General features: G+C 61.8%; 20 protein-coding genes and 3 tRNA genes. 14 read left to right on the plus strand and 9 right to left on the minus strand.

Annotation, left to right across the window (positions count from 1 at the left end; genetic code table 11):
* The first annotated feature begins 37 nt into the window (after positions 1-37).
* Positions 38-1,243 carry a transporter gene (locus LG30_RS0109495; protein WP_033130465.1) on the plus strand — a complete coding sequence of 402 codons (1,206 nt, stop codon included), beginning with the start codon at positions 38-40 and terminating at the stop codon, positions 1,241-1,243.
* A 250-nt stretch (positions 1,244-1,493) separates the two neighbouring features.
* Here the strand turns inward: LG30_RS0109495 and LG30_RS0109500 are convergent, their stop codons facing one another.
* Positions 1,494-2,771, minus strand: a complete 1,278-nt coding sequence (locus LG30_RS0109500; RefSeq protein WP_033130466.1) for an NAD(P)/FAD-dependent oxidoreductase — start codon at positions 2,769-2,771, stop codon at positions 1,494-1,496.
* Between the two features lie 49 nt (positions 2,772-2,820).
* The gene (puuR, locus tag LG30_RS0109505) at positions 2,821-3,429 is read right to left on the minus strand and encodes an HTH-type transcriptional regulator PuuR (RefSeq protein ID WP_033130467.1); all 609 of its coding nucleotides are present in this window, start codon (positions 3,427-3,429) and stop codon (positions 2,821-2,823) included.
* Between the two features lie 317 nt (positions 3,430-3,746).
* On the opposite strand from puuR, the gene LG30_RS0109510 reads away from it, so the two are divergent.
* From LG30_RS0109510 to LG30_RS0109545, 8 genes are all read left to right on the plus strand, one after another.
* Complete coding sequence (locus tag LG30_RS0109510; RefSeq protein WP_033130468.1) at positions 3,747-5,225, plus strand: NAD-dependent succinate-semialdehyde dehydrogenase; 1,479 nt, start codon at positions 3,747-3,749, stop codon at positions 5,223-5,225.
* Positions 5,226-5,457: 232 nt separating this feature from the next.
* On the plus strand, positions 5,458-6,747 hold the full coding sequence (gene gabT, locus LG30_RS0109515; protein WP_033130469.1) for a 4-aminobutyrate--2-oxoglutarate transaminase: 1,290 nt from the start codon (positions 5,458-5,460) through the stop codon (positions 6,745-6,747).
* A 233-nt stretch (positions 6,748-6,980) separates the two neighbouring features.
* Entirely contained in the window at positions 6,981-7,118 is a 138-nt protein-coding gene (locus LG30_RS22515; RefSeq protein WP_193354261.1) for a hypothetical protein, read from the plus strand.
* The gene (locus LG30_RS0109525; RefSeq protein WP_033130470.1) at positions 7,118-8,461 is read left to right on the plus strand and encodes an APC family permease; all 1,344 of its coding nucleotides are present in this window, start codon (positions 7,118-7,120) and stop codon (positions 8,459-8,461) included. Before LG30_RS22515 ends, LG30_RS0109525 begins: the two co-directional genes overlap by 1 nt.
* Before the next feature lie 480 nt (positions 8,462-8,941).
* Entirely contained in the window at positions 8,942-10,285 is a 1,344-nt protein-coding gene (locus LG30_RS0109530; RefSeq protein WP_033130471.1) for an APC family permease, read from the plus strand.
* A 214-nt stretch (positions 10,286-10,499) separates the two neighbouring features.
* Positions 10,500-11,654 (plus strand): sodium:phosphate symporter, encoded by a 1,155-nt coding sequence (locus LG30_RS0109535; protein ID WP_033130472.1) that lies wholly within the window; start codon positions 10,500-10,502, stop codon positions 11,652-11,654.
* Between the two features lie 135 nt (positions 11,655-11,789).
* Positions 11,790-12,260 (plus strand): BamJ family beta-barrel-assembly machinery protein, encoded by a 471-nt coding sequence (locus tag LG30_RS0109540; protein ID WP_033130473.1) that lies wholly within the window; start codon positions 11,790-11,792, stop codon positions 12,258-12,260.
* Positions 12,261-12,566: 306 nt separating this feature from the next.
* Positions 12,567-13,334, plus strand: a complete 768-nt coding sequence (locus LG30_RS0109545) for a DODA-type extradiol aromatic ring-opening family dioxygenase (protein ID WP_033130474.1) — start codon at positions 12,567-12,569, stop codon at positions 13,332-13,334.
* A gap of 234 nt (positions 13,335-13,568) precedes the next feature.
* Here the strand turns inward: LG30_RS0109545 and LG30_RS0109550 are convergent, their stop codons facing one another.
* Positions 13,569-13,769: a YbfA family protein gene (locus tag LG30_RS0109550; RefSeq protein ID WP_033130475.1), complete on the minus strand. Its 201-nt coding sequence runs from the start codon at positions 13,767-13,769 to the stop codon at positions 13,569-13,571.
* A 217-nt stretch (positions 13,770-13,986) separates the two neighbouring features.
* On the opposite strand from LG30_RS0109550, the gene LG30_RS0109555 reads away from it, so the two are divergent.
* The gene (locus LG30_RS0109555) at positions 13,987-14,274 is read left to right on the plus strand and encodes a hypothetical protein (protein WP_033130476.1); all 288 of its coding nucleotides are present in this window, start codon (positions 13,987-13,989) and stop codon (positions 14,272-14,274) included.
* Between the two features lie 57 nt (positions 14,275-14,331).
* Here LG30_RS0109555 and LG30_RS0109560 read toward each other — a convergent pair.
* Positions 14,332-14,405 (minus strand) — tRNA-Cys (locus tag LG30_RS0109560).
* Between the two features lie 57 nt (positions 14,406-14,462).
* Positions 14,463-14,538, minus strand: a tRNA-Gly gene (locus LG30_RS0109565).
* A 248-nt stretch (positions 14,539-14,786) separates the two neighbouring features.
* Here LG30_RS0109565 and LG30_RS0109570 point away from each other — a divergent pair.
* Positions 14,787-18,035, plus strand: a complete 3,249-nt coding sequence (locus tag LG30_RS0109570) for a response regulator (RefSeq protein WP_033130477.1) — start codon at positions 14,787-14,789, stop codon at positions 18,033-18,035.
* Between the two features lie 300 nt (positions 18,036-18,335).
* Here LG30_RS0109570 and LG30_RS0109575 read toward each other — a convergent pair whose 3' ends face one another.
* Entirely contained in the window at positions 18,336-19,202 is an 867-nt protein-coding gene (locus LG30_RS0109575; RefSeq protein ID WP_033130478.1) for an SPOR domain-containing protein, read from the minus strand.
* A 559-nt stretch (positions 19,203-19,761) separates the two neighbouring features.
* On the opposite strand from LG30_RS0109575, the gene LG30_RS0109580 reads away from it, so the two are divergent.
* Positions 19,762-21,630, plus strand: coding sequence for a potassium transporter Kup (locus tag LG30_RS0109580; RefSeq protein ID WP_033130490.1), 1,869 nt, complete (start codon positions 19,762-19,764; stop codon positions 21,628-21,630).
* Between the two features lie 332 nt (positions 21,631-21,962).
* Here the strand turns inward: LG30_RS0109580 and LG30_RS0109585 are convergent.
* Positions 21,963-22,052: transfer RNA gene (locus LG30_RS0109585), tRNA-Ser, on the minus strand.
* A gap of 392 nt (positions 22,053-22,444) precedes the next feature.
* Here LG30_RS0109585 and LG30_RS0109590 point away from each other — a divergent pair.
* The gene (locus LG30_RS0109590) at positions 22,445-23,362 is read left to right on the plus strand and encodes a L,D-transpeptidase family protein (RefSeq protein ID WP_033130479.1); all 918 of its coding nucleotides are present in this window, start codon (positions 22,445-22,447) and stop codon (positions 23,360-23,362) included.
* Positions 23,363-23,386: 24 nt separating this feature from the next.
* Positions 23,387-24,373, plus strand: coding sequence for a DUF481 domain-containing protein (locus LG30_RS0109595; protein WP_033130491.1), 987 nt, complete (start codon positions 23,387-23,389; stop codon positions 24,371-24,373).
* Between the two features lie 79 nt (positions 24,374-24,452).
* Here LG30_RS0109595 and LG30_RS0109600 read toward each other — a convergent pair whose 3' ends face one another.
* Both LG30_RS0109600 and rlmF read right to left on the minus strand, forming a co-directional pair.
* Positions 24,453-25,175: a MaoC family dehydratase gene (locus tag LG30_RS0109600; RefSeq protein ID WP_033130480.1), complete on the minus strand. Its 723-nt coding sequence runs from the start codon at positions 25,173-25,175 to the stop codon at positions 24,453-24,455.
* A 252-nt stretch (positions 25,176-25,427) separates the two neighbouring features.
* Positions 25,428-26,369 carry a 23S rRNA (adenine(1618)-N(6))-methyltransferase RlmF gene (gene rlmF / locus LG30_RS0109605; protein WP_033130481.1) on the minus strand — a complete coding sequence of 314 codons (942 nt, stop codon included), beginning with the start codon at positions 26,367-26,369 and terminating at the stop codon, positions 25,428-25,430.
* Between the last annotated feature and the right edge of the window lie 219 nt (positions 26,370-26,588).

The raw sequence follows: 26,588 nt of genomic DNA on the forward strand, positions 1-26,588 counted from the left end.
CTATAAAAAGGATAATAAACAACAAGGATGAATTTCGATGAAACAGTCCACCATGCTGTTGATTGCATTGACCCCTTTCACCTGCTGGGGCGCAACCGCAGAGGAAGAAGCGCTACAACAACAGCTGGATCAATTACGTCAGCAATTGATCCAGCAAAATCAGGCGCTCCACCAATTGCAAGCTCGGCTGGAAGCCGTCAAGGCGGCCGGAACGACCACCACCACAGCTGGCACTGCTGCGGGAACCGCCGCCGTCGCAGCCTCCTCCCAGTCGGATCCGGCGCGCCGTGCACCCGAGGCCGGTCGCAGTACCGAAGATCTGATGCTCGAGCAGCACAACGTGTTCGACCGCGCCCTGACCTTCGACTTTGGCCTCTCCTACCAGCATTACAATCGCAAGGATCTGGCCCTGCGCGGCTTCCTGGCGCTGGACGCCATCTTCCTCGGCGAGATCAACCTGGACAGGGTCCGCTCCGATCAGTGGACCGCAGACCTGGTGACCCGTTATACCCTCAATGACCGCTGGCAGTTGGAACTCGCGATTCCCTATATGTATCGCAACACCAACTATCAGAGTACCGGCAAGGAGAACTCCAGCCGTGATTTTGAAGAGCAAAGCGTCAGCGATGGCGGGCTCGGGGATCTCAGTCTCGCCGTCTACTACAGGGTCCTGGCCGAGGATGAAGATTGGCCGGATCTGGTGTGGAACGTTCGGGCCAAGGCGCCAACCGGCAAGGATCCCTACGGCACAGAGTTCGAGTCATCGGAATCCGGCAATCTCATGACCCCCAAGGAGCTCGCCACCGGCAATGGGCTCTGGCAGCTGTCGACCGGCTTCTCGCTGGTCAAGACCCTGGATCCCGCCATCCTGTTTGCCAACCTCAACTATGGCCACAGCCTCAAGCAGGACTTTGACGACATCTCCTATCAACCGGGGGAGCAGCCCGGCAGCATTCAGCTGGGTGACTGGTATGAATACGGGCTGGGGGTGGCGTTTGCACTCAATGAGCGTTTCAGCCTCTCCTTCAACGTCAACCAGCGCATCACGCTCGAGTCTGAACAGGGGGCCGAGGGCTTTGACATGGAGAAGGTCACCGGCTCGGATGCCAACGCCGCCAGCTTCGGGATGGGCTCAACCTGGGCCATCACCGACCAGCTGTCCATGGCGGTCAACTGGTCAGCAGGCCTCACCACCGATGCGCCGGATTACAGCATAGGGCTCCGCTTCCCCTATCGTTTCTAATGGATGTACGCGGTGTCTGACTCGCTTGACGACTGATACCACTGTGTAATTTGGCCGCCTTAGCGGCCTTTCAAGATACACAAAAGAGGGAGGCATGATGCCTCCCTCTCCCTTTTCACGTCTCGTGGTGCAAGCGCCAAGCGCAGGCTGCACCAGCCCTCCCCATCCAGCACCAGAGCCAACGGCGGTGGCCCAAGCCTCATGGTCGATGGCCGTCGAATCACCTGTAGCTCGCCACCTTCATGGGTCGCTATACCCCCAGGCGATCCCGCAAGGTGTACCAGGCAGCGCCGGCGGCAGTGAAGGGGATGCGCAACAGACGGCCACCCGGGAAGGGGTAGTGAGGCAGCTTGGCGAAGGCATCGAACCGTTCGGCCTGACCACTCAGTACCTCCGACAGCAACTTGCCCGCCAGATGAGTGCAAGTGACCCCGTGGCCGCTGTAACCCTGCATGTAGTAGATGTTGGGGCCGATGCGACCAAATTGCGGCAGACGCGACAGGGTCAGCAGGAAGTTGCCGGTCCAGGTGTACTCCACCTTGACCCCGGCGAGCTGAGGGAAGGTCTTCAGCATCTTGGGGATGATCAGCCGCTCGATATCCGCCGGATCCCGCGCCCCGTAGACCACGCCACCGCCGTAGAGCAGGCGGTGATCCCCGGTGGTGCGGTAATAATCGAGCAGGTAGTTGCTGTCTTCCAGGCAGTAGTTCTGCGGCAGCAGGGCGCGGGCCCGCTCCTCCCCCAGCACCTCGGTGGCGATCACCTGAGTGCCGCAGGGCATGCTCTTGCCCGCGAGCTCAGGCACCAGGTTGCCGAGATAGGCGTTGCCGGCCACCACCACGAAGCGCGCCTTCACCGCCCCCTTGGCGGTCTTGATCAGGGCGGGCTGCCCCGGGGTGATACCGATGACGGCGGATTGCTCGAAGATCCTGCCTCCCTGCATGCGGATGGCTTCGGCCTCCCCCAGCGCCAGGTTGAGGGGATGGATGTGGCCACCGCTCTTGTCGAGCAGGGCACCGACGTAGCGATCGCTCGCCACCACCTCACGCACCCCCTCCCCATCGAGCAGCTCCAACTGATCGTTGCCCCACCTCTGCCAGCGCTCATACTGCGCCTTGAGCTCGTGCAGTTGCTTCTCGGTCTCGGCCGCGAAGACCCCGCCCTGCTGCAAGTCGCACTGGATGTTGTAGCGCTTGATCCGATCGCGGATGATCTGGCCTCCCTCAAACAACATGGAGCCGAGCAGCCTGGCCTGATCCGGCGGGCAGTTCGCTTCGATGGTGTCGATATCGCGGCTGTAGGAGTTCACTATCTGGCCGCCGTTGCGACCGCTGGCACCGAAGCCGACCCGGGCGGCTTCCAGCACCACCACCTTGTAGCCTTTCTCCACCAGGTGCAGGGCGCTGGAGAGCCCGGTGTAACCCGCCCCAATGACGCAGACATCGCACTCCAGCTGCTCGGTCAGGGTCGGATAGGGCGCGTGTTTGTTGGCGCTGGCTGCGTAGTAACTGTTTACATGTTCGGTCATGATCCTTGTTTCCTTACCGGTTCTGTTCCCAAACTATCTTCTTTCAACATCAGAAACTGGCCGGGGTATGGGCGCTGACGATGCGACAGACCTGCCCCGACGGATTGCTGAAGCTGTGGGGCTCGCCCGTGTCGATCACATAGCTGTCCCCGGCACAAAGCTGGTAGGTCTGGCCGGCCAGGGTCAGCAGCACCGAGCCTTCCAGCACGGTACCGACCTCCTCCCCCAGGTGCTTGACCTGGCCCCCGGTGTCGGTACCGGGGGCATAAGTCTCCAGCATGAAGCCAAGCTGGCGCCGGTTGTTACCGTTGTGCACCAGCTTCATGGAGACCCCCTGACTGCCCAGCTCGATCAGCTGTTCGGCCTTGATCACCACGCTCGGCGTCCTCTCCTCCTCGGCGAAGAAGCGCGACAGCGGCAGCTCGTAGACGCTGAGCAACTTCTGCAGCGAGGCCACCGACGGGCTCACCTTGTTCTGCTCTATCATGCAGATGGCGCCGTGGGTCAGCCCGCTCAGCTCGGCGACCCGACGCTGGGAGAGCCCGAGGCGGCGGCGGGTGGCGGCGAGCCGCTCCCCCATGCTTTTATCCATCCCTTTGCCCGTCAAGGGGTTATCCGTCATGGCCTGCCACTGGGCCTCTCCTTGTGGTTGCTGCATCGCCCACCTCCCTGTGTGCCTGTGTAGGTGCCTGCCTAAGTCCTGTGAGCCATCTGGTTAAAATAGCGGACCAATTCCACCGCCGTGTTCGTTATCCTGCACAACCAGGCTGTTCATTATTTTGCACACCGCCCCCGCTAAAAACCGATAGAATCGTCCTGACAGCCCCATTTCTAGCATGTAGCACACCCTTCACTCAAATATATTTAACACTTGAAAAACATTTCGGCTCAATTTATCGTCATTGTGTGCTTATTATTCTATACGGTGGCACCTTCGGATGAGTTGGCCACCCAGACCCACAATCGAGGCTTCCCATGTCAGCATCGTCAACATCACAACCGGTTCAGGCTCATGCCTTACTCAAGTCTCTCGCCTATATAGATGGTCGCTGGTGCGAGGCCGAGGACGGGCGCCAGTTCGAGGTGCATAATCCGGCCGATGGCCAGGTCATCACCCGGGTCCCCGATATGAATGAGACGGACACCCGACGCGCCATCGCGGCGGCGCACGCGGCGCAACCGGCCTGGGCCGCCCTCACCGCCAAGGAGCGCAGCAACAGGCTCCATGCCTGGTTCGAGCTCATCATGGCCCATCAGGACGAGCTCGCCCGCATCATGACCCGGGAGCAGGGCAAGCCGCTCGCCGAGGCCAAGGGCGAGGTGGCCTACGGGGCCAGCTTCATCCAGTGGTTCGCGGAAGAGGGCAAGCGCGCCTATGGCCGCACCATCCCGGGCTTCTCCGGGGATAGGCGCCTCGCGACCATCAAGCAGCCGGTGGGCGTGGTGGCCGCCATCACCCCCTGGAACTTCCCCATCGCCATGATCACCCGCAAGGCGGGGCCGGCATTGGCGGCCGGTTGCACCATCATCATCAAGCCCGCCGCCGAGACGCCCCTGTGCGCGCTGGCACTGGCAGCCCTGGCCGAGCAGGCGGGCATCCCCGCCGGGGTCATCAACATAGTCACCTCTCATCAGGCCTCGGTCGTGGGCAACGAGCTGTGCAACAACAAGACAGTGCGAAAACTCTCCTTCACCGGATCCACCCGCATCGGCAAGCTGCTGATGCGCCAGTGCGCCGACACCATGAAGCGGCTCTCCCTGGAGCTGGGTGGCAACGCCCCCTTCATCGTGTTTGACGATGCAGATCTCGACGCCGCCGTCGCGGGTGCGCTGGCCTCCAAGTACCGCAACGCGGGCCAGACCTGCGTCTGCGCCAACCGCATCCTGGTGCAGGCCAGCGTCCATGACGCCTTCGCAGACAAGCTTGCCGCCGCCGTGCGCGCCTTCAAGGTGGGGGATGGCATGAGCGAGGGCACCCAGATTGGCCCCCTCATCAACCCGGCCGCCGCCGACAAGGTGGCAACCCTGGTCAAGCAGGCCGAAGCCGCCGGTGCCCGGGTGCTGGTGGGGGGCGAACCCCATCCCGCCGGCCCGCTCTTCTACCATCCCACCATCCTGACGGAGGTGGCCAGAGACAACCCCATACTGCAGGAGGAGATCTTCGGCCCCGTGGCACCCCTGGTGCGCTTCGAGACCGAGGCCGAGGCTATCGCCATTGCCAACGACACCCCTTATGGCCTGGCCGCCTACTTCTATGGTCGCGACATCGCCCGGGTATGGCGGGTGGCCGAACAGCTGGAATACGGCATGGTGGGCATCAACGAGGGGATCATCTCGACCGAATTGGCGCCCTTTGGTGGCATCAAGGAGTCGGGGCTGGGTCGGGAAGGGGCGGCAGAGGGGCTGGAGGAGTACCTCGAGACCAAATACCTCTGCTTTGGCGGCATCCGATGATGCCCATGCCCCGCAGAGGCATCGCTGAAAAAGATGTCTCTGACACCAGTCCATCGTTTTTATAGATAGACATGGGCGCCGCCTCGGCCTCACGAGAGCGTCGGCGGCGCCCTGCGGTACGTCACCCGCGCCCCGCACCAGACATGCCGCCCTGCCAGATGGCAGTGCGCGGTTCAATCGATGAGCAGATTGCACAGGAATATCAGGGGCCCGTGCCCCTCAGGGAGGAAAGATGAGTCATTCAGAGAATAACCAGAGCTGGCAGGCCCGCCGTGAAGCGGCCGTGGTACAGGGTGTGGGCACCCTGCTGCCGGTGTTTATTGAGCGCGCACAGAACGCCGAGCTGTGGGACGTGGAGGGCAATCGCTACATCGACTTTGCCTCCGGTATCGCCGTGCTCAACACCGGCCACAACCACCCGAAAGTGCTCGCCGCGGTGCGCACACAGCTCGAGAAGTTCAGCCACACCTGCTTCCAGGTCACCCCCTACCCCGGCTACATCGAGCTGGCCGAAAAGCTGAACGCCCTGGTGCCGGGACCGACCCCCAAGCGTACCCTGTTCCTCTCCACCGGTGCCGAGGCGGTGGAGAACGCCATCAAGATCGCTCGCGCCCACACCGGTCGCAGCGGCACCATCGCCTTCAAGGGCGGCTTCCACGGCCGCACCATGATGGGGATGGCGCTCACCGGCAAGGTGGTGCCCTACAAGACCGGCTTCGGGCCCTTCCCGGGGGAGGTCTATCACCTGCCCTTCCCCGCCGATTATCTGGGAGTGAGCGAGGCCGATGCCCTGGCGGCGCTGGATCTCTGCTTCAGCGCTGACATAGAGCCGGCCCGGGTGGCGGCCATCATCATAGAGCCGGTGCAGGGCGAAGGGGGCTTCTATGTGGCCAGCCCAAGCTTCCTGCAGAGCCTGCGCAAGATCTGCGATCAACACGGCATCCTGCTCATCTGCGACGAGATCCAGACCGGATTCTGTCGCACCGGCAAGACCTTCGCCACCGAATACAGCGGCGTCGAGCCGGACATCATGACCCTGGCGAAAAGCTTGGCGGGGGGCTTCCCGCTCTCGGCCGTGGTGGGCAAAGCTGAGATCATGAACGCCGCCAAGCCCGGTGGTCTGGGCGGCACCTATGCCGGCTCCCCCATCGCCTGCGCCGCCGCCCTGGCGGTGCTGGAGGTGATCGAGGAGGAGAAGCTCAACCAACGGGCCCTGGCTCAGGGGGAGCAGATCAAGGCGCACCTGCACCGGTTGGCACAGGACGTCGACTGCATCGGCGACATCCGTGGCCCCGGCGCCATGGTGGCCATGGAGCTGGTCAAGGAGGGTGACGCCAGCCGCCCCGACCCCGACCTCACCAAGCGCCTGGTGGCCGAGGCCGGCAAACGCGGCCTGGTGCTGCTGGCCTGCGGCGTGCGAGCCAACGTGATCCGCTTCCTGGCGCCGCTGACCGCCTCGCCGGCCATCGTCGACGAGGGATTAACCCTGCTCGAACAGGCGCTGGCAGCCGCCAGACCCTAGGCTGCTCACCAGCGCCTCGCATTTGTGCTAAAAAATGCGTTTTTACCCCCTTGATATGCTTGTCAGGGGGGCATCACGAATGCACAATGCGCCTCCGCTTTCAAGGACCGCCCGCTCATCGCAGCCCGGTCTTTTTTTGCGGCAACCAAATCCATAACGAGGCCGGAACAGACCGGAAATGATAGCGAGATGGGCTGCCATCTCACGACACCCGCTTCTTAGTGAGGAACACCATGGGGTATTTCACCGCTTTCCTGCCGGCCCGCGCCGGTCTGCGCCAGCCGTCTGTGCAACACATTGGCGCCCCCAGTGCCCAGGCTGACGCCATCGTCAACCTGATCCCCCCGGTCAACACAGAGGGGAAAGCATGATGAATGCCCAACCCGTCGGCCTGAAAAAAAGCCTGAAACTCTGGCACGTGGTCATCATGGGGCTGGCGTACCTGACCCCCATGGCCGTGTTCGACACCTTCGGCATCGTCACCGAGATCACCGAAGGCCACGTGCCGACCGCCTACCTGTTCGCCCTCATCGGCATGCTGTTCACCGCCATGAGCTACGGCCACCTGGTGCGCAAGTTCCCCTCGGCAGGCTCCGCCTATACCTATGCCCAGAAGGTGTTTCACCCCTATGTGGGCTTCATGGTGGGTTGGGTCTCCCTGCTCGACTACATGTTCATGCCGATGATCAACATGCTGCTGGCCAAGATCTACCTGGAGGTGTTGCTGCCGGGCGTGGAGCCCTGGACCTACATCCTGGTGCTGGCCGCCATCATGACCTTCCTGAACCTGCGCGGCATCAAGCTGGTGGCCAACTTCAACAGCCTGATCGTCATCATGCAGTTCAGCATCATCGCCGTCTTCATCGGTCTCATCGTCGCCGGGGTCTACCAGGGTGAGGGGCTCGGCACCATCACCAGCAGCCGTCCCTTCTTCTCCGAGCACATGAACGTGACGCCCCTGCTGACCGGCGCCTCCATCCTCTGCCTGTCGTTCCTCGGCTTCGATGCCATCACCACCCTGTGTGAGGAGACTCCGAACGCCGAGCGGGTGATCCCCCGCGCCATCGTGCTCACAGCGCTGATCGGCGGCGTGCTCTTCATCTCCGTCTCCTACTTCCTGCAGCTGTTCTTCCCGGATATCTCCCGCTTCCAGCAACCGGATGCGGTGCTGCCGGAGATAGCGCTCTATGTCGGCGGCAAGCTGTTCCAGGCGGTGGTGCTGGTGTGCACCACGGTGGCGGTGCTCGCCTCCGGGCTCGCCTCCCACGCCGGGGTGTCCCGCCTGCTCTACGTGATGGGGCGGGATCGCGCCCTGCCGAGCCGCTTCTTCGCCTATGTCCACCCCAAGTGGCAGACCCCGGCCCTGAACGTGCTGCTGGTGGGGGTACTGGCCCTCTCCGCCGTGTCATTCGACCTGGAGATGGCGCTGGCGCTGATCAACTTCGGTGCCCTGGTGGCCTTCACCTTCGTCAATCTGGCGGTGATCGCCCACTTCTACCTCAAGCTCGGCCACAACAAGACGCTGCGGGATCACCTGGTGTTTCTGTTGCTGCCCCTGTGCGGCGCCGCCTGCATCGGGGTGCTCTGGCTCAACCTCGAGCCCGCCTCCTTCGAGCTGGGGCTGATCTGGGCCGCCCTCGGCGCCCTCTACCTGTTGCTGCGCCTGACCCTGTTCCGGGTCCCGCTGCGTCGGCCCGAGACCGATCTCTCCTGAGCCTGACGCCCTTCCCGAGCCCGCCCCGTGCGGGCTCTTTTTTGGGCGACGCTGAGCAGGAGCCCTCCCATCACGCGGTCCGCTGCCACCCCGACGGCTCTCGCGCCTGCGGACACCCATCCCGGGGTTGACGCCCGTCAACAAAATGCCCAATAGCACCCTTTTTTTGCTTGTCACCCCCCCCCCCTGAGGGCACAATGTCGCGCCCCTTGAGAGCCGATGTTTTACAACATCGGTTCTTTGCATTTCAGGGGCAAACCACCATCCACCAAGAGGCCGGTCTTGTGCCGGAATTGATACCGAGATTGCTCAACAATCTCCCGACGTTGTGAGGAAATACATGGGGCATTTCACTGCTTGTCTGCCGGTCCCCACCGGCGTGCGCCACCCGTTTGGCGCCCCCTGTGTCCAGCGATGCCCCGCCGCATCCCTGATCCCGTTCACCTTCGCCCCCCGGGCCTGTGCAGAGGAGAACGCGTGATGGCCGGTGCCAAGCTGCTCAAGACGCTCACCCTGTTCCAGGTGGTGGTGATGGGTCTGGCTTACCTCACTCCCATGGCGGTGTTTGATACCTTCGCCATCGTCGGCGATATCACCGAAGGCCGCGTGGCCACCGCCTACCTGCTGGCGCTCGGCGGCATCCTGCTGACCGCCTTCAGCTACGGCCATCTGGTGCGCCGCTTCCCCTCGGCGGGCTCTGCCTATACCTATGCCCAGAAGGTGTTCAACCCCTACATCGGCTTCATGGTCGGCTGGTCCTCCCTGCTCGACTACATGTTCATGCCGATGATCAACATCCTCTTGGCCAAGATCTACCTGACCGCCATGTTCCCCGGTGTCGAGCCCTGGATCTTCATCTTCGGTCTGGTGACCGTGATGACCTTCCTGAACCTGCGCGGCATCAACCTGGTGGCGAACTTCAACGGCGTCATCGTCTTTATTCAGATCGCCATCATCCTCACCTTCCTCGGCCTCATCGGCTGGGGCCTGACCCACGGTGAGGGCACCGGCACCCTGCTCAGCAGCCGTCCCTTCCATGTGGAATCCGCCAGCATGCTGCCGCTGTTCACCGGCGCCACCATATTGTGCTTCTCCTTCCTCGGCTTCGACGGCCTGAGCTCCCTGTCCGAGGAGACCCCGAACGCCGGCAAGGTGATCCCGCGCGCCATCGTGCTGACGGCGCTCATCGGCGGCATCATCTTCGTCACCGTCTCCTACAGCCTGCAGCTGTTCTTCCCGGATCTGGCCCGCTTCAAGGAGCCGGACGCCGTGCTGCCGGAGATCGCCCTCTACGTGGGTGGCACCCTGTTCCAGAGCGTGGTGCTGGTGTGCACCACGGTCGCGGTGCTGGCCTCCGGCATGGCGGCCCACGCCGGGGTATCGCGCATCCTCTATGTGATGGGGCGCGATCGCATGATCCCGGAGCGGGTGTTTGGCTACATTCACCCCACCTGGCGCACCCCGGCCATCAACGTGCTGCTGGTGGGGGCCCTGGCCCTCTCGGCGGTGTCGTTCGATCTGGACATGGCGCTGGCGCTGGTGAACTTCGGCGCCCTGGTGGCCTTCACCTTCGTCAACCTGTCGGTCATCGGCCAGTTCTGGGTGCGGGAGAAGCGCAACAAGACCCTGAAGGATCACCTGCTGTTCCTGGTGCTGCCGCTGCTCGGCGCCGCCACCATAGGGGCACTGTGGATCAACCTGGAGCGCAGCTCCCTGGAGCTTGGCCTCATCTGGGCGGGGATCGGGGTCACCTATCTGTTCCTGCGTCTGGCGGTGTTCCGCATCCCCTTCCGTCAGTACGAGGAAGCGGCCGACGGCCAGTAAGTCATCCGCGTGATGCAAAGAGGGGAGCCCATGGCTCCCCTTCTTTCATTCAGACATCCGCCCCGGGGAGCCTTATCCCTTCACCTCTGTCCTATCCTGAATGTCCCCTGACGGCTGTCATCAAACCATCATAAAAATGTCACTTTGTCATATTTCTGTCATGGAGCCTTGCTGTAATGCGCCCGTCCATTTTCACAGACTGCCCAGAGGCAACATGCACAGCACCCCCTCTTCCCCACAACAGCAGACCCAAAGTTCCGGCCCACTGTTCAACTGGCTCGCTGTCATCACCCTGATCTACCTGATCCTGGTCGCCGTCGGCGCCGTCTCCCACGGCTTCAAGGGCTTCTCCGGCGGCGCCGAGGGCGCGGCCCAGATCTTCGCCTTCGCCAATAACCCCTTCGTCGCCCTCTTGCTCGGCATCCTGGCCACCGCCCTGGTGCAATCCTCCAGCACGGTCACCTCGGTCATCGTCGGCCTGGTGGCAGGCGGCCTGCCCATGGGCATGGCCATCCCCATGGTGATGGGCGCCAACCTCGGCACCACCATCACCAACACCATCGTCTCACTGGGCCACATCCGGGACAGGGACGAGTTCCGCCGCGCCTTTGCCGCCGCCACCGTACACGACTTCTTCAACCTGCTGGCGGTGTTCATCTTCCTGCCGCTGGAGCTGATGTTCGGCCTGCTGCAGAAGAGCGCAGAGGGGCTGGCCAATATGCTGATGGGCTCCGCCGACATGTCGATGAAGGGGGTGGACTTCATGAAGCCCCTCATCGAGCCGGCGTTGAACCTCATCGACAAGCTGGTCGCCTTCCTGCCGGGCAAGGGCGGCGCCATCGCCACCATCGTCATCGGTATCCTGCTGATCCTCGGCTGCGTCACCTGGCTCGGCAAGGTGCTGCAACGGGTGCTGGTCGGCCGCGCCAAGGAGCTGCTGCACAAGGCACTGGGCCGTGGCCCCCTGACCGGCATCGCCTCCGGCACCCTGGTCACCGTCATGGTGCAGTCCTCCTCCACCACCACCAGCCTGATGATCCCGCTGGCGGGGAGCGGTCTGTTCAGTACTCGCCAGCTCTACCCCTTCACCCTGGGCGCCAACATTGGCACCACCATCACGGCCCTGCTGGCGGCCACCGCCATCAGCGGCGCCGGTGCCAAGCTGGGGCTGACCATCGCCCTGGTGCACGTGCTGTTCAACCTGTTCGCGGTGGCGCTCATCTATGGCGTGCCCTTCCTGCGCGAGTTGCCCATCAAGGCCGCCGAGACCCTGGCCCGGGTCGGCAGCGAGAACAAGCTGCTGGCGCTCGGCTACGTGGGCGGGCTCTTCTTCGCCCTGCCTGCGCTGATGATGGTGGCGGCCAAGTAATTCCCGCGAAGACGAGGGGCACCCATCACGTGCCCCTCGTCCTTTGTCTGCCCAGTCACATCCCCTGCCCCTGTGGCTCGCCCTCTCTCCCCGGCTGGGATAAGATGCCACTCTCACCGCATGTAAGGAAAACCGATGAAATTCATACTGATCGCGTTGCTGGTTGCCGGCGTCGCCTACTACTTCTACTCGAGCAGCAACAACAAAAAGCTGGCCGCAGATAACGTGCGCCAGGGTGCCGAGTTCCTCGCCAGCAACAAGGAGAAGCCGCTGGTGACCACCACGGCCTCCGGCCTGCAATACGAGGTGCTGACCCCGGGCACCGGCACTGTTCACCCTACCGCCACCAGCAAGGTGAAGGTGCACTACGAGGGCAAGCTGCTGGATGGCACCGTCTTCGACAGCTCGGTCGCCCGCGGCGAGCCCATCGAGTTTGGTCTGAATCAGGTGATCCCTGGCTGGACCGAAGGGGTGCAGCTGATGGTGGAAGGGGAGAAGACCCGTTTCTACATCCCCGCCAACCTGGCTTACGGCGATCGTGCCGCCGGCAAGATCCCGCCGGGATCGGTATTGATATTCGACGTGGAGCTGCTGGGCATCCAGTAAGCCCCAAGGCTCAACCGCCATCAAAAGCCAAGGCCAGCGCTCACACGCTGGCCTTGTCGTTTCTGCCCATCCCCCCATTTCACCGCGCTCTCTGACCGAGCCATCCTGGCGGGCTCGCGTCCATCCGCCGGCGCTTCGAACCGACCAGACTATCAACCCATGGTGAACAGTGCTTATACATGGCGCTGGATTGTTAACCACAAAACCGGGGAGGATAATGACCTCAATCTCAGTGGCCCTTCGCCCTGATCCCGTTTAACGCGGTGCCGGTCAGCTGTGCCGATGCCGCCAACCAGGAGTCTCATCATGGCTATCGCTCCCGTCTGGTTCATCTCCCACGGCGCCCCGGATCTGGTCTTGCGCGATCAGCCTGCTACACAATTTCTAACGAAATTGCGCCTTGGGGATATCAAGGGGCTGGTGGTGATCTCGGCCCACTGGTTCAGCCGCACCGATCTGCAGCTCAACGTCGAGCCAACGCCGGCGCTGATGTATGACTTCTACGGCTTCCCCGACCCGCTCTACAGCATCCGCTGGCCCGCCAACAGCCCGGCCTGGTTGCAAGAGGCAGTGAGCGATCAGCTGCTGCTTGCCGGTTTGAATGCCACCCCGGTCAAGCGTGAGCTGGACCACGGCGTCTGGTCGCCGCTCTCCCTGATGGATCCGGCCAGCGAGATCCCGCTGGTACAGATCTCCATCCCGGCCAACTTCGACCCGAGCCAGCTGTGGCAGCTGGGAGAAGCACTGCAGGCCCTGCGTGAACAGGGGATCGGCATCCTCGCCTCCGGCGCCATCACTCACAACCTGCGGGCACTCGGAGCGGACGGCTCCCCTGTCCCGAACTGGGCGAGGGACTTTGCCCACTGGCTGGAGCAGACCATGGCCGCCGGCGATCGCCCAGCACTGGAAGATTACCGGGCCCGCGCGCCGGGGGCGGTGGAGTCCCACCCCCACGACGATCACCTGCGCCCGCTGTTCGTGGCACTGGGGGCGGCTGGGGCCGACAAACCCCAGAAGCTGCACGACAGCTGGGATTACGGCAGCCTCTACATGGGCTCCTACCGCTTTGGCTAAGTTCAGAGTGATAAATCAACACAATGGCGGGCCACTCCCGCCATTTTTTGTGTGACGAATGCCTTGAAAGGGGAATGAGGAAGAACATCGACCAGCCACTCGACAGCACTCGGGTGGACACCATGGGGACGGTTGGCCAGGGACCGATAATCAAAGCCTGATGACTTGTATTTCATGGTGTTGCAGAAATAAAAAAAGAGAGCCTCGGCTCTCTTTTTTTATTGTGCGGCGGGATCAGTAGAAGATCCGCTCGCCCCTTTCGCTCATCTTGAGCCACACCGGTTTGGTGCTGGTCTTGTTCCAGATACGGTGCAGGTAGCTGTAGAAACGGGCGCGATCTCGGCGAAACAGCATCACCGGGAAGGCGAGTAAACCCACCAGCAACACGAAGATGCGGCGCAGGATTATCTGAGTCAGAGAGAAGGGATGGAACATGATTTAGCACCTCACTGGTAAGACCACTTGGCGAATATTACGCCACAAACTGTAGGATTACTACACCATTAAAGCCGCTTTTTGGTAAAAATCCCCGCCAGCAGACCATGAAATGAAAACGGGTTACATTAATTAACCAAAAAACAACAATCATGAAAAAACGCGGCGGCTGGGCCAGAGTTAATTGGAAGGCTGACATCGGCAAGGAGATGAGAGAATGAAACTGGCAGAAGTCGCAGTCCTGAGCGTGCTGGGTCTGCTTGCCTGGTCGCAGTGGCAGGAGTGGCAACTCAATCGAAATGACAGCATCGAGCTCGCCTACAGGGGCACCCCCACCGTCAGCCTGTGGCAATGTGGCCAGCTGAAACAGAAGATGTCGGCCCTGGCCGAGCAGTCGGCGGAGATGCAGTATCAGTTTCGAGGCCAGGCACTGGCCGACATGGATCGCTATCTGCACAAGGAGTGGCGCCTGCAGGGCTGCGAGCAGTTGACGGAGCAACAGTGAGCACTGAGTACGCAGAGAACAAGATATGGAATAGAAATGCTGGGAAGTACAAGAAGATGGAGGCACGTTCCGGAGTCGAACCGGACTAAACGGATTTGCAATCCGCTGCATAACCGCTTTGCTAACGCGCCATGCTGACAAGGTATTGAACCTTGAGAGTGATGCTCATGCTTGGTGTCATGAGATATTGGAGCGGGAAACGAGACTCGAACTCGCGACCCCGACCTTGGCAAGGTCGTGCTCTACCAACTGAGCTATTCCCGCCTTATTGCCTGATGTCAGTTACCCGACAACGAGGCGCATTATACGTACCCCGAGCACGGGCACAACCCTTTTTTCTGACTTTCAGCACTTTTCCCGGTCGTTTGCTCAGGCTTTAAACGCCTTGGCCGAAATTCCCTCGGCCCGCTGTGACTCCGTAGGCGAATTCAAGATAAAGTCATTGAAATGATTAGTCTTTAATCAGAGACTTGTCGCGTTTAGTAACTGGATTCTCAATTGAAAATCATACGATGAAATGGATCTTCAGGCCACGTGGGCTCAGACCACAGCTGATGCTGGCGTTTTTCATGTTAGGCCTGGTGCCCTTCCTGGTCGTCACCCTGTTTTTCCTCTACAGCCACGGCAAGGACCTCACCACCCAGACCTCCAATCATCTGGTGTCGGTACGTAACATCAAGAAGAGCCAGCTGGAGGATTACTTCGGCAACCTCAAAGAGCAGATCACCAACTTCTCCCAGCAAGACTTCGCCGGCGACAGCATAGGCCGCTTCTATGGCTTCACCGGCGCCTTCGAGAAGCTGGGCACCACGCCCCAGGGCGCTCGTGCCCGTGCCCAGGCCCGCTACGTGCCGGGCTCCTGGGACAAGTTGCAGCAACCCGACAGCAAGCTGGTCATCGAACCCTCCATCAGCGCCCTGATCCTGGCGGACGAGATGTACGGCCGGGTCCACCAGCGCTTCCACCGCGGCTATGCCGACATGGTGCGCAAGAGCAACTACAGCGACATCTTCCTGGTGGATCTCAATGGTGATGTGGTCTATTCGGTCACCAAGCACCCCAACTTCGCCACCAACCTGCTCTCCGGCCCCTATCAGGCCAGCGGGCTTGGCAACACCTTCGCCAAGGTCAAACGCCGCCTCGACGGGGGCCAGAAACCGCGACAGATCTTCGAGTTCACCGACTTTGGCCGCAACGAGCTGACCGGTCAGGTGGTCGCCTACCTGGCCGCCCCCGTCATGCAATATGACGATGTGCGCGGCGTGGTGATCTTCGAGCTGCTGCCGGACAAACTCAACCAGATCATGGCGGAGCGGGAGGGGCTCGGCGAGACCGGCGAGACCATCCTCGTCGGCCCGGACAAGCGGATGCGGGCCGACGCCTGGCTGGCGCCGGAATTTAGCGTGGAGAACAGCTTCAGCCCCAACTTCCGGCCGCTGCAGACCCCGCTCGTCATCAAGGCCTTGTCTGGCGAGCAAGGGGTTGGTCCCTTCCTCTCCTATCACGACGACGAGGTGCTGGCCGCCTATACCCAGGTCAAGGTATTCGATACCGAGTGGGCCTTCATCGCCGAGATCTCCACCAGCGAGGCCTATGCTCCCATCCGCCAGCTGGAGACGCTAGTGATCCTGCTGGGGGCCGGCTCCTTGCTGCTGCTGACCCTGTTCTCCCGCTGGCTCTCCCACTCCATCACGGCGCCGCTGCGCTCCCTCACCGCCGCCGCAGAGCAGGTGGCCGATGGCGCCCTGGATCACCCGATCGAGATCCCCCGTACCGACGACGACATCGACCGGCTGGCCCAGGCGTTTCGCCACATGCAGCGCTCGGTGAAGGACAAGATTGAGCTCATCGAGTGCCAGACCCAGGAGCTGCAACAGCAGGTCAAGCTGACCCACAAGCAAAACCTCAGTCTGCAGCAGGCGGACAAACTCAAGGATGAACTGCTCGCCAACACCTCCCACGAGCTGCGCACCCCGATCCACGGCATCAAGGGGATGGCGGAGTCCATGCTCGCCAGCCAGCAGGACCTGACCGAGGGCCAACAGAAGCAGCTCGGCCTCATCATCAAGAGTGCCGACGGCCTGGCGCGGCTGGTTGACGATCTGCTCGATTACCTGGTGGGCAACGCCATCAAGTACACCCCCCAGGGCAAGGTGGTGCTGAGTGCCCAGGTGGAGGGGCAATTCCTGCGCATCCGGGTGACCGACACCGGCATCGGCATTCCCAAAGAGCACCTTGAGCACATCTTCGAGCCGCTGGTGCAGATGAGCCCCGAGGTGAGCAAGCAGGGGGCCGGCCTCGGCCTCTCCATCACCCGTCAGCTGGTGCACCTGATGGGGGGAGAGCTCTATGTGGAGAGCGAACCCAGCGTCGGCTCCACCTTCGCCTTCACCCTGCCGCTCGCCAGTGGCAAGGCGGGTGGGCTGACCCTGGACAGCCGCCAGATCGAGCACCAGCTGGTACGCCAGCAGCCGCTGATCCTGCCGGATTGGGAGAGCGACGATCTGCCCTTGCCGCCGGCCGATGCGCCCCTGATCCTGGTGGTGGATGACGAGCCCATCAACTTGCACATACTGCGCCACCTGCTGCAACCCTGTGGCTACCGCATCTTGCCGAGCAGCGATGGCCACGACGCCCTCGCCAAGCTCGCTCAGGAGCCGGTCTCCCTCATCCTGCTGGATGTGATGATGCCGACCCTGTCCGGCTTCGATGTCTGTCGCCGCCTGCGCGAGCAACACCCCAAGGATCAACTGCCGGTGCTGCTGCTCACCGCCCTCAACCAGCCCAAGGACATCGAGGAAGGCTTCAACGCCGGCGCCAACGACTATCTGGTCAAGCCGTTCTGCAAGGAGGAGCTGTTCGCCCGGGTCAAGTCCCTGCTGGAGGCCAGCGCCGGCCGCGCCTCCCTGGTGGAGAACCGGCTGCTCAAGCAGGAGATAGAGCATCGCCTGCGCCTGCAAGGGCAACTTCACCAGGATCAGGAGCGGCTGCTGACCCTGCTCGGGGAAGGGGCCGATCCCATGGTCTTCATCGACGAGCAGGGCACTGTGCTGTTTGCCTCCCGGGTGCTGGCACGCCTGCTGGGACAGGAGCCGGAAGCCATGGAGGGGTTGCCGCTGGACGAGTGGCTGGCGGCGCCGCTGGCCAGTCAATGGCCGGACATGGTGACGAATCCCGAGCAAGATCTCACCTTCCTGGTGGCGGGTCAGCGGGATGCGCTCAACGCCCGTGCCCTGCCCATCACGCTCGGTGGTCAGAGCGCGTTCGCCCTCACCCTCAGTACCGAATCTCGCCAGGATGACAACCGGGTGATGGCGCTGGAGAACGCCCTCAAGAGCCTGTCCCGTCAGGCCATCATCGAGGATGGCCAACTGCTGGGCGAGCTCAGTCGGTTGGGAGGCGAGTTCCGCTCCTTGGCCGACAACCTCATCCGCCAGCAGGATGACGAACCACTGCGTCGGGCTTTGGTGGACACCATGCACCTCACCCTGGATGCCTGGCAGCAGAGTACCGGCAAGGGCAAGATAGTGCTGGCGGAGAAGAGCAAGCTGTGGCGCGTCTACATGGACAGATCCAGCCCCCAGACCCGCACCCTCGACAAGTACCTGAGCCTGGACACCCTGCCCAAGGCGCCGCGCTGGAAGACGGTGGTGGCCAGCGCCGAATACGTGCTCAAGCAGTGCCCCCTGAACGAGGCCCAGCAACAGAGCCTGCACCAGAGCACCCAGCTGCTGCGCCAGCTCGCCAACCGCAAGGGCTGATGATCCGGTGCGATCTCGGGTGGTATGTATCCCGTTGCCAGGAGGGATTGAGCAGATGGCATGCCAAAAACACCACACCCGCGACTGACGCGGGTATGGTGCATTAGGGGCGGTGTCATAAAGAGCGAAGGGGCAACGCCTCCAGGGCAGTGCGATTCAGCAAGCGGCCTGGCACATCAGAGACAAGGGCATACTGCCTATCCCATGTCAGCCGACTCTCACGTATCCCCCAAGGGCGCCGGCAACCCAACGCCTCTAGGATGAAGCATGTTCACTCAGGCCAATCCCCTATCACCCGGCTTATGGCGTCAATTCTCTATTCACCTGGGCAAAGGATTTGGGCCAGGGCTCCGCCTTCTGCAGGGCAGGCGGCAACTTGCGAATGGCCGCCTGCGCCTGGCTCAGGTCGGCATAATCTCCTTGCAGCACCACATACCAGGGGCTGCCATGGAAATTGGTTCGATAGACCCACACCTTGTCGGCGAGCCGATTGGCGAGCACAAACTGCTCGATGGCATCCAGTCTGCCTGCTCCCATCAGCTGAATACTGAGGTGGTTGATGCTCTTCTGGTTCAGGACGCTGGCGGGCGTCAGGCTGACCTTGCCGGATGCCTTGCCTTGCGACTCGGGCGTGGGGGCCGGTTTGGACACAGGTTCCGAGGCTGGCTTGGACACAAGCTCGGTGGCAGGTTTGGACACAGGTTCCGAGGCTGACTTGGACACCGGCTCGGGGGACGCTGCAGGCTCGGCCGCAACCAAGGGAGCAGAGGGGACGGCGGGCATTGGCATTGGCGGCTCAGGCGCCATTACTTCTTCGGTCGCGGTCGGCAAGGCGCCGCTGACCGGCATATCCAGCATGGGGGCCAGCGTGCCGGCCATACCATCGGCCTGCCCTTCGATCGACTCGGTAGCAGAAGGCAGGGAGAACCCGGTCTCAGCCGGCGGGATCAGGGTTGCTGTGGCGCCACTGCTCTGATCCGAGCCGGCGGCAGGCAAGCTGGCGTCCGCCGGCGCAGGAGCGGCCACCCCCACCTCGGGCTCGTCCTTTCGAGCAGAAAGATCTGAATAACTCAGTACCAGGAAGCACAAGATGCCGGCGACCAGACCGAGCACTATCTGGCGAATGAGAGAAGGGGTATTGCACTTGCGCAGATGAGATTCGGTCATCATGTCCTCCAGGACGTCATGAGCATGGTTAGAGGGCCACCGAGGCCACGAAAAGAGATCACCGGCCAGCATCAAAGCCAGTGAATCATGTGCAGGAGATCACATCCTTGATGAACGCGACCCGGTCAGGCAGATCCGTGATCTGGCCCCGACGCTGTCACTTCGCGTATCGACGCGGGATGAAGGAGCAATCTGGACAACGGCACCAGCAGCCATCTCTGCCTGTTACTCGTTACACCACATAAAACGCCGGAAAACGATACCGGGGTAGCGCTGAACTCGGCCTGAATTCACCGGCTGTCCATCGGGATCTGGCCGCCGCCAGCCGATCATTTGGGCAGAATTGGCCTGAATCCGCGGCCGCCCCCTCTGCAGCGGCCCATACACCGAGGAGAAACGGTCTTGCCCCTCCAAAGGGGCTACGAGAGCCCATGGCTGCCGGTGGAACGAGCAGACAGCAAAAGGCCCAACCCGATCAGCCCGCCAACAGTCGCCATTTCACTTTCGAGATAGCCAGCCATACTATGGTTAACATAATGAATTGAAATGGGATTTCATGATGAGCAACGAAGCGGGGCAAGGCCGTATGGCCATCACATTGGCGGCCTTGGGGGTCGTCTACGGTGACATAGGCACCAGTCCGCTTTATGCCCTGAAGCAGAGTTTTGCCGGGAATATGGGGCTACAGCCGGGTAAAGAAGAGATCTATGCCATCGTCTCCCTCTTCTTCTGGACCATCATGCTCGTCGTGTCGCTCAAATATGTGCTGCTGGTGCTGAAGGCCGACAACAAGGGGGAAGGGGGCATACTGACCCTGGCCTCCCTCGCCGCCCGGCGCCTCTCCCCGCGCACGCGCGCGATCGTGATGCTGCTGGGGCTGGCCGGGGTCGGATTGTTTGTCGGGGATGCGGTGATCACTCCTGCGATCTCCGTACTCTCCGCCGTCGAGGGGCTGGAGATCATGGCCCCGGCTCTCGCGCCCTTCGTGCTCCCCATCGCCCTGGTCGTACTGGTGGTGCTGTTTGGCGTCCAGCACTACGGCACCGCCGGGATCGGGCGCTGGTTCGGGCCCATCATGCTGCTCTGGTTCACCATACTGGCGCTGCTCGGCGTACTCGAAATCGCCAAGACGCCCGCCATCCTGGCAGCCGTCAACCCGCTCTACGCCCTGGATTTCCTGCTGGCGAGACCGGGGACGGCCTTCGTGGTGCTGGGCGCCGTGGTGTTGTGCGTGACCGGAGCCGAGGCCCTCTATGCCGACATGGGGCACTTCGGACGGGGTCCGATCCAGCTGGCGTGGAATAGCTGGGTGATGCCGGCGCTGCTGCTCAACTACTTCGGCCAGGGAGCTTTGCTGCTGCGCCACCCCGAGGCCATCGAGAACCCTTTCTACCTGCTGGCCCCCGGCTGGATGACACTGCCGCTGATCGTGCTGGCCACCATGGCGACCGTGATTGCGTCTCAGGCGGTCATCTCCGGCACCTATTCGGTGGTGCGCCAGGCCATCTTGCTCGGATTTCTTCCGCGCCAGGAGATCCGCCACACCTCCGAGCACGAGAAGGGACAGATCTATCTGCCGCTGGTCAACTGGCTGCTGCTCGGCGGCATAGTGCTGGTGATCTTCTGGTTCAAGAGCTCGAGCAACCTGGCGGCCGCCTACGGCATCGCCGTGACCGGCACCATGGTGATCACCACGCTGCTGTTGATGGTGGTCGCCTTCCACCGCTGGAAACAGCCGCTCTGGCTGATCGGCCTGGTGGGCACGCCGCTGCTGGTGATGGATCTGGCCTTCTTCAGCGCCAATACCACCAAGTTCCTCGCGGGCGGCTGGCTGCCCGTACTGTTTGCCCTGCTGATCATAGTGGTGATGACCACCTGGAAGCGTGGCCGCGAGCTGGTGCTCGAGAAACTCGAGAGCCAGGCGTTATCCTTGCAGGGCTTCGTCGACAATATCCAGATCCGTCCGCCGCTGCGGGTACCTGGAACGGCAGTGTTCCTGTCCAAGTCCATCAAGGTCGTGCCCCACGCACTCCTGCACAATCTCAAGCACAACAAGGTGTTACACGAGCGGGTCATCTTCCTGACCATCAAGGTGAAGGATGAGCCCTGGCTGACGGGGGAGGAGCGGCTGGAACTGCTGCAGATCGGGGAAGGATTCTGGCAGGTGGTGGCCCATTTCGGCTATCAGGAGACGCCATCGATGGAGGAGATCTTCCAGGCCTGCGCCAAACAGGCATTGAAGGTGAGGCTCAATACCACCTCCTTCTTCCTCTCCTACGAGTACCTCATCAGCACGGACATACCGGGTATGGCGCGCTGGCGTGAGAAGCTATTCATCTGGATGAACCGCAACGCTCTTCGGGCAACCGACTTCTTCCAGATCCCGACCAATAGAGTGGTGGAGCTGGGCGTGCAACTCGAACTCTGAGTGCGCGTCTCGGCAACGCCCCTCCCCCTGAATCAGCCGCGGCAACGGCAGACCTGACCGGCATATTCACGGGGTAGAGAGGTACGCCGACCATACACAGCCATGGCTGTGTATGGTGACATCAAGATCTGTACATCAGTGGCGTTCGCGAATGGGAAATGGACCCAGTGTGGGGGAATTTACCCAGGTTCCCTGCCCTTCCCTCCGCCCCCAACAGAGAAGCGTCCCCTGAACAAGGGAAGAGAGGCATTGGCTATAGCTGAACTGAGGTATTGGCTGGCATAGGATAGAAATGCCAAGCCCGCGACTGGCGCGGGCTTGAAGGACATAAATGGCGGAGAGACAGGGATTCGAACCCTGGGTGGCATTGCTGCCACAATTGATTTCGAGTCAATCCCGTTCGGCCACTCCGGCATCTCTCCACGGGCCCTCATATTGACCCAACCCAAGTCGGGAAATCAATGTAAATATCGTTGCAGATCAGATGACTGCCTAATAAATCAGCACCTAACGGCAAAGTGCGCCCAAGGGGCATTCCCCATCCAGATCCGCTCCCCATCCCGGCGTGACCACGCGGCCGTGTCGGGACTTGTCGATGCTCCATCCCCCCTGCCGCCTTTCTCCGGGCTGCGGCCTTGTCCAATGAGACCAGGAAAATAGAGGCCTGCAGGCTAAAAAGAGCGCAAGAGTCGCATAAATCCGGCTCGGGCATACCTGGCTCCGGCGCTGGTAATCACCGGGCTATTGGTTAACAATCCCAGCTCTTTTTTTGGGAGGGAAGCGCTTCCCTCAAGACATGCTGATAGGAAAAACCATGTTGTATACACGTATCGCCTCACTGCTGCTGGTGGTTGCCAGCCTCTGGGCCGCGCCGGTCTGGTCCATCACCTATCCCCTCCCGCCGGACGGCAGCCGCCTCATCGGCGAGCTGGAAGATTACATAGTACAAGAGGGCGACCACCTGGAGCTGGTGGGTAAACATACCCAGATTGGCTTTTTGGCGCTGCTCGAGGCCAATCCGGGGGTTGACCCTTATTTGCCCACCCCGGGCACCCGGCTGACCCTGCCAACCCAGATGTTGCTGCCCGATGTGCCCAGAGAGGGGATCGTCATTAACCTGCCCGAGCTGCGGCTCTACTACTTCCCCAAGGGCAAACAGGAGGTGATGGTGTTGCCCATCGGCATCGGTGACATCGGCCGCGAGACGCCGGAGATGACCACCACAGTCATTGCCAAGAATCCGAATCCGACCTGGGTGCCCGGCCCCATGGTGCGCAAGTCCTGGCTGGAGCAAAAAGGCATAGACCTGCCGGCCGTGGTTCCCCCCGGGCCGGACAATCCCCTCGGCAAGTTCGCCATGCGGCTTGGTTATGGCAACAAGGACTATCTGATCCACGGCACCAACAAGGATTTCGGCGTCGGGTTGCGGGTCAGCGCGGGCTGCATCCGGTTGCGCCCCGACGACATCGAGACCCTGTTCAAACTGGTACCGGTCGGTACTCAGGTGCGGGTGATCAATCAGCCGGTCAAGATGGCGGTGGAGCCGGACGGCCGACGCTGGCTGGAGGTCCATTCCCCTCTGTCCCGCACCGAGGAAGAGCTGGCCGAGGGGGCCCCCCTGGTGCTGTCCGCCGAGGTTGAGCAGTTCATCGCGGCCCCCGAGGTGGACAGCGCTCGGGTGACGGCCGTGCTCGACAGCAAAAACGGGCTGCCCCAGCCCGTCAGCGGCTAACTGATGGGATCGGCTATGTCCGCACTGCGATACGGGCCCTGGAGCCTGATCGCCCTGCTCGCCAGCCCAGTAGTGTGGGCAGACATACTGTGGATGCACAACGGCGATCGCCTGACCGGCACCATAGAGGAGATCACCGACGAGCAGATCAGTATCAAGCCAGCTTACAGCCAGGCCCTGACCATCCCACGTGATGCCATCAAGCGCTGGCGGCTGGACAAACAGGAGCAACCCAAGCCGCTGACCAGGACGGGGATCCCGTTGCTGGACTCCCCGGATGAGCTCAACGCCTGGCTCTGGAGCGGGACAGGGGATCTCAACATCAAGTTGAAGGAGAGCGACAAGAAGACCAACAACGTCAACCTCAAGGCCTCCACAGAGCTGGCCAACCTGGACTGGCGTTACACCCTGGATGGGGAGTACATCTACGAGACATCGAACAGCATCACCGACAGTCACGAGTACAAACTCAGCCCCAAGCTGGACTTCTTCTTCGATGAGCACTGGTTCCTGCGCTCCTCCCTCGATGCCGACTACGACCTGATCGACAGCAACTACCTGGAGCTGAGCTATGCCTCGGGACCAGGTTATCGTTTCTGGAACGACAAGCGGCGGCGGCTGGAGTTGATCAGCCAAATCGGTCTACAGCGCTCCTACTTCACCCCTGACGTCTGGAGCGGCTCGGATCTGTTCGATGACCGCATCATCAACTACCCCTATCTCAGCCTGGGATGGGACTATCGCCAGCCTGTCTCCGTCTGGCAGCAGCGGTTCGAGCTGTTCAGCAAGGGAAGCTACGAGAAGTTCATCGACCAGCCCTCCCCTTACCTGACCCGCAACCAGTCCATCAACGGCAGCCTGGGGCTCAGGTATTACTTCAACGATCACCTGCGCCTCTCCTGGTCGAGCGAGCTGAGCTGGGACGATACCTGGCTCGAGTATGGTGGTCTCAGGGATAGCCTGGATGAGAAGGAGTGGCGCCACACCATCACCTTGGGGGCCAGCTTCTAATCTCCTCCGCCAAACGTCAGAAACGACACAGGCCCACCGAAGTGGGCCTGTGTTTATCCGCGTCAAACGAGGAGGGGGATCAGAAATAGATGCGGGTGAGAGACTCGATGACGCAGCCGGGGCGGCGGATCCCTTCGATCTCTATCTTGATCTCTTTGAGCAACTCGAGCCCGCCCTTGATGGGGGTGACCCTGGACAGCTTGGTACGGGCGCGAATATTGCTATCCACCTTGATGGGGTACGGGAAACGCACCTGCTCCAGGCCGAAGTTCACCACCATGCGAGCACTGGGAAACTCCGGAGTCGCCTCGTCCACCGAACCGGTCAGCTGGGGCAGCAGGGCCAGGGTCAGGAAGCCGTGAGCAATGGTGGTCTTGAAGGGTGACTCGGCCGCCGCGCGCTCAGGATCGGTGTGGATCCACTGGTGATCCCCGGTGACGGACGCGAACCGATCGATCAGCGGCTGGCTGACCTGCAGCCACTCGCCGACATGGGTCTCTTCCCCTATCCGGGCCTGCAACTCGGCGTACAGGCTGGCCGCCTCGCCGCTCAGCTCGACCGGGTTCTCCTCGGTCAGAACCGGCTGGCTGTTGACCGCCTGAGCCTGAGCCGCCCCCTGCCGTCGCAGCAGTTGCTGCTCGGCCTGCAGGTCGAGCACCCGACCCAGCAGCGGGTGAAGGTGTGCTTTTTGCTGAAACTCACGCCAGTAGTCGCGGATCGCCGGAGAGAGCCAATCCTTGAGCTCAAAGGGGTGCTGCGCCAGTATCTCGCGCTTGTGTTTCAGAAAATCGACAACTTTCATTTACCGATCCCTATTCGATTCAATGCCTGTAAAGAGGTCTAACCAGTCCTATTTTATGAAAGTTTCACCAGTAAGTGCAAAAAAATCTCGGCGTACAACTGTACCAGAGGTGAGAGTGATCACTAACCTGCGGGGGAAACCAGGCTTGAACGTGCAGTAAAAACGATTAACGTGGCGACAACGTCACCGGAAATGATGGGCGTGAAAAGGGAGCCGTTCAGGGTATTTTTTCCTCAAGGCCCCCATTTTCACTCAATCGATCCGGGCTGACCACCAGTCGGCCCGGTTCGCCGCATCCAGGAAGCTCCAGGCCAGGATCCGGCTCACCTTGTTGCCCTGCGCCATGTCGATCACCCGAACCTCACTCGCCCCCGCCTGAGCCAGTGCCTTCCTGGCGGCCGGCAGATTCTCCTTCTTCGACACTAGCGAGCTGAACCAGAGGCACTGGCTGGCGACCTCCTTGCTCTGGCCTATCATGGCCGCCAGAAATGCCGCTTCTCCCCCCTCGCACCAAAGCTCGGCCTTCTGGCCACCAAAGTTGAGCACAGGTGCCCCGGCGACCGCCTTGCCGAGATTGCGCAACTTGCGCTCAGACCCCTTGCTCGCCTCGGCCAGAGAGGCGTGAAACGGCGGATTGCAGAGTGTCAGGGCAAAGCGCTCCCTGGGGCCAACAATGCCGCGAAAGATCTGCTTGGGATCGCTCTGATGACGGCAGGCAATCTGGCTGGCCAGCCCATTGCTGCTCGCCAACAGGTTGGCCGCCTTGACCGAGACGGGATCGATGTCCGATCCCACGAAGCGCCAGCCGTATTCACGGGCCCCCAGCAAGGGATAGATGCAGTTCGCCCCCACGCCGATGTCCAGCACCCGCACTCCCTTGCCGGTGGGCACTTCCCCCGCGCTCTCGGCCAGCAGATCCGCCACTCGGTGCAAGTAGTCCACCCGACCCGGGATGGGCGGGCACAGATAGCCCGGCGGCAGATCCCAATGCTGGATGCCATAGTGCAGCGCCAGCAAGGCCCGGTTGAGCGTCTTGACGGCGGCAGGATCGGCAAAGTCGAGTGTCTGGGTGCCGTGCTCGTTGATGAACACGAAAGGCCGCAGCTCGGGCGTGCGCTGGCAGAGAGCGTCAAAATCGTAGGGGGCTTGATGGCGATTGCGCGGGTGCAATCCGGATTTATGCTGGGTCTTCATGCTGGGCCTGCCGAGGTTCAAGGGGGCCACACTATAGAGAGTTGATGACGGAAAGTCTAAACGGCGGCCATAAAAAAGGCTCTGTCCCAATTACGTGTTGAAAGGCTAACCTTGAAATAGGTCATCACCCTGAGGGCCACCATCATGGATACCCAAGCCTTTCAACACCTGCTGTCTCTCTTCCCACTGCTCAGCTTGCGCCAGCGTCGTCTTGCGCAA

The organism is Aeromonas aquatica (genome assembly GCF_000764655.1).
Taxonomy (GTDB): Bacteria; Pseudomonadota; Gammaproteobacteria; order Enterobacterales; family Aeromonadaceae; genus Aeromonas; species Aeromonas aquatica.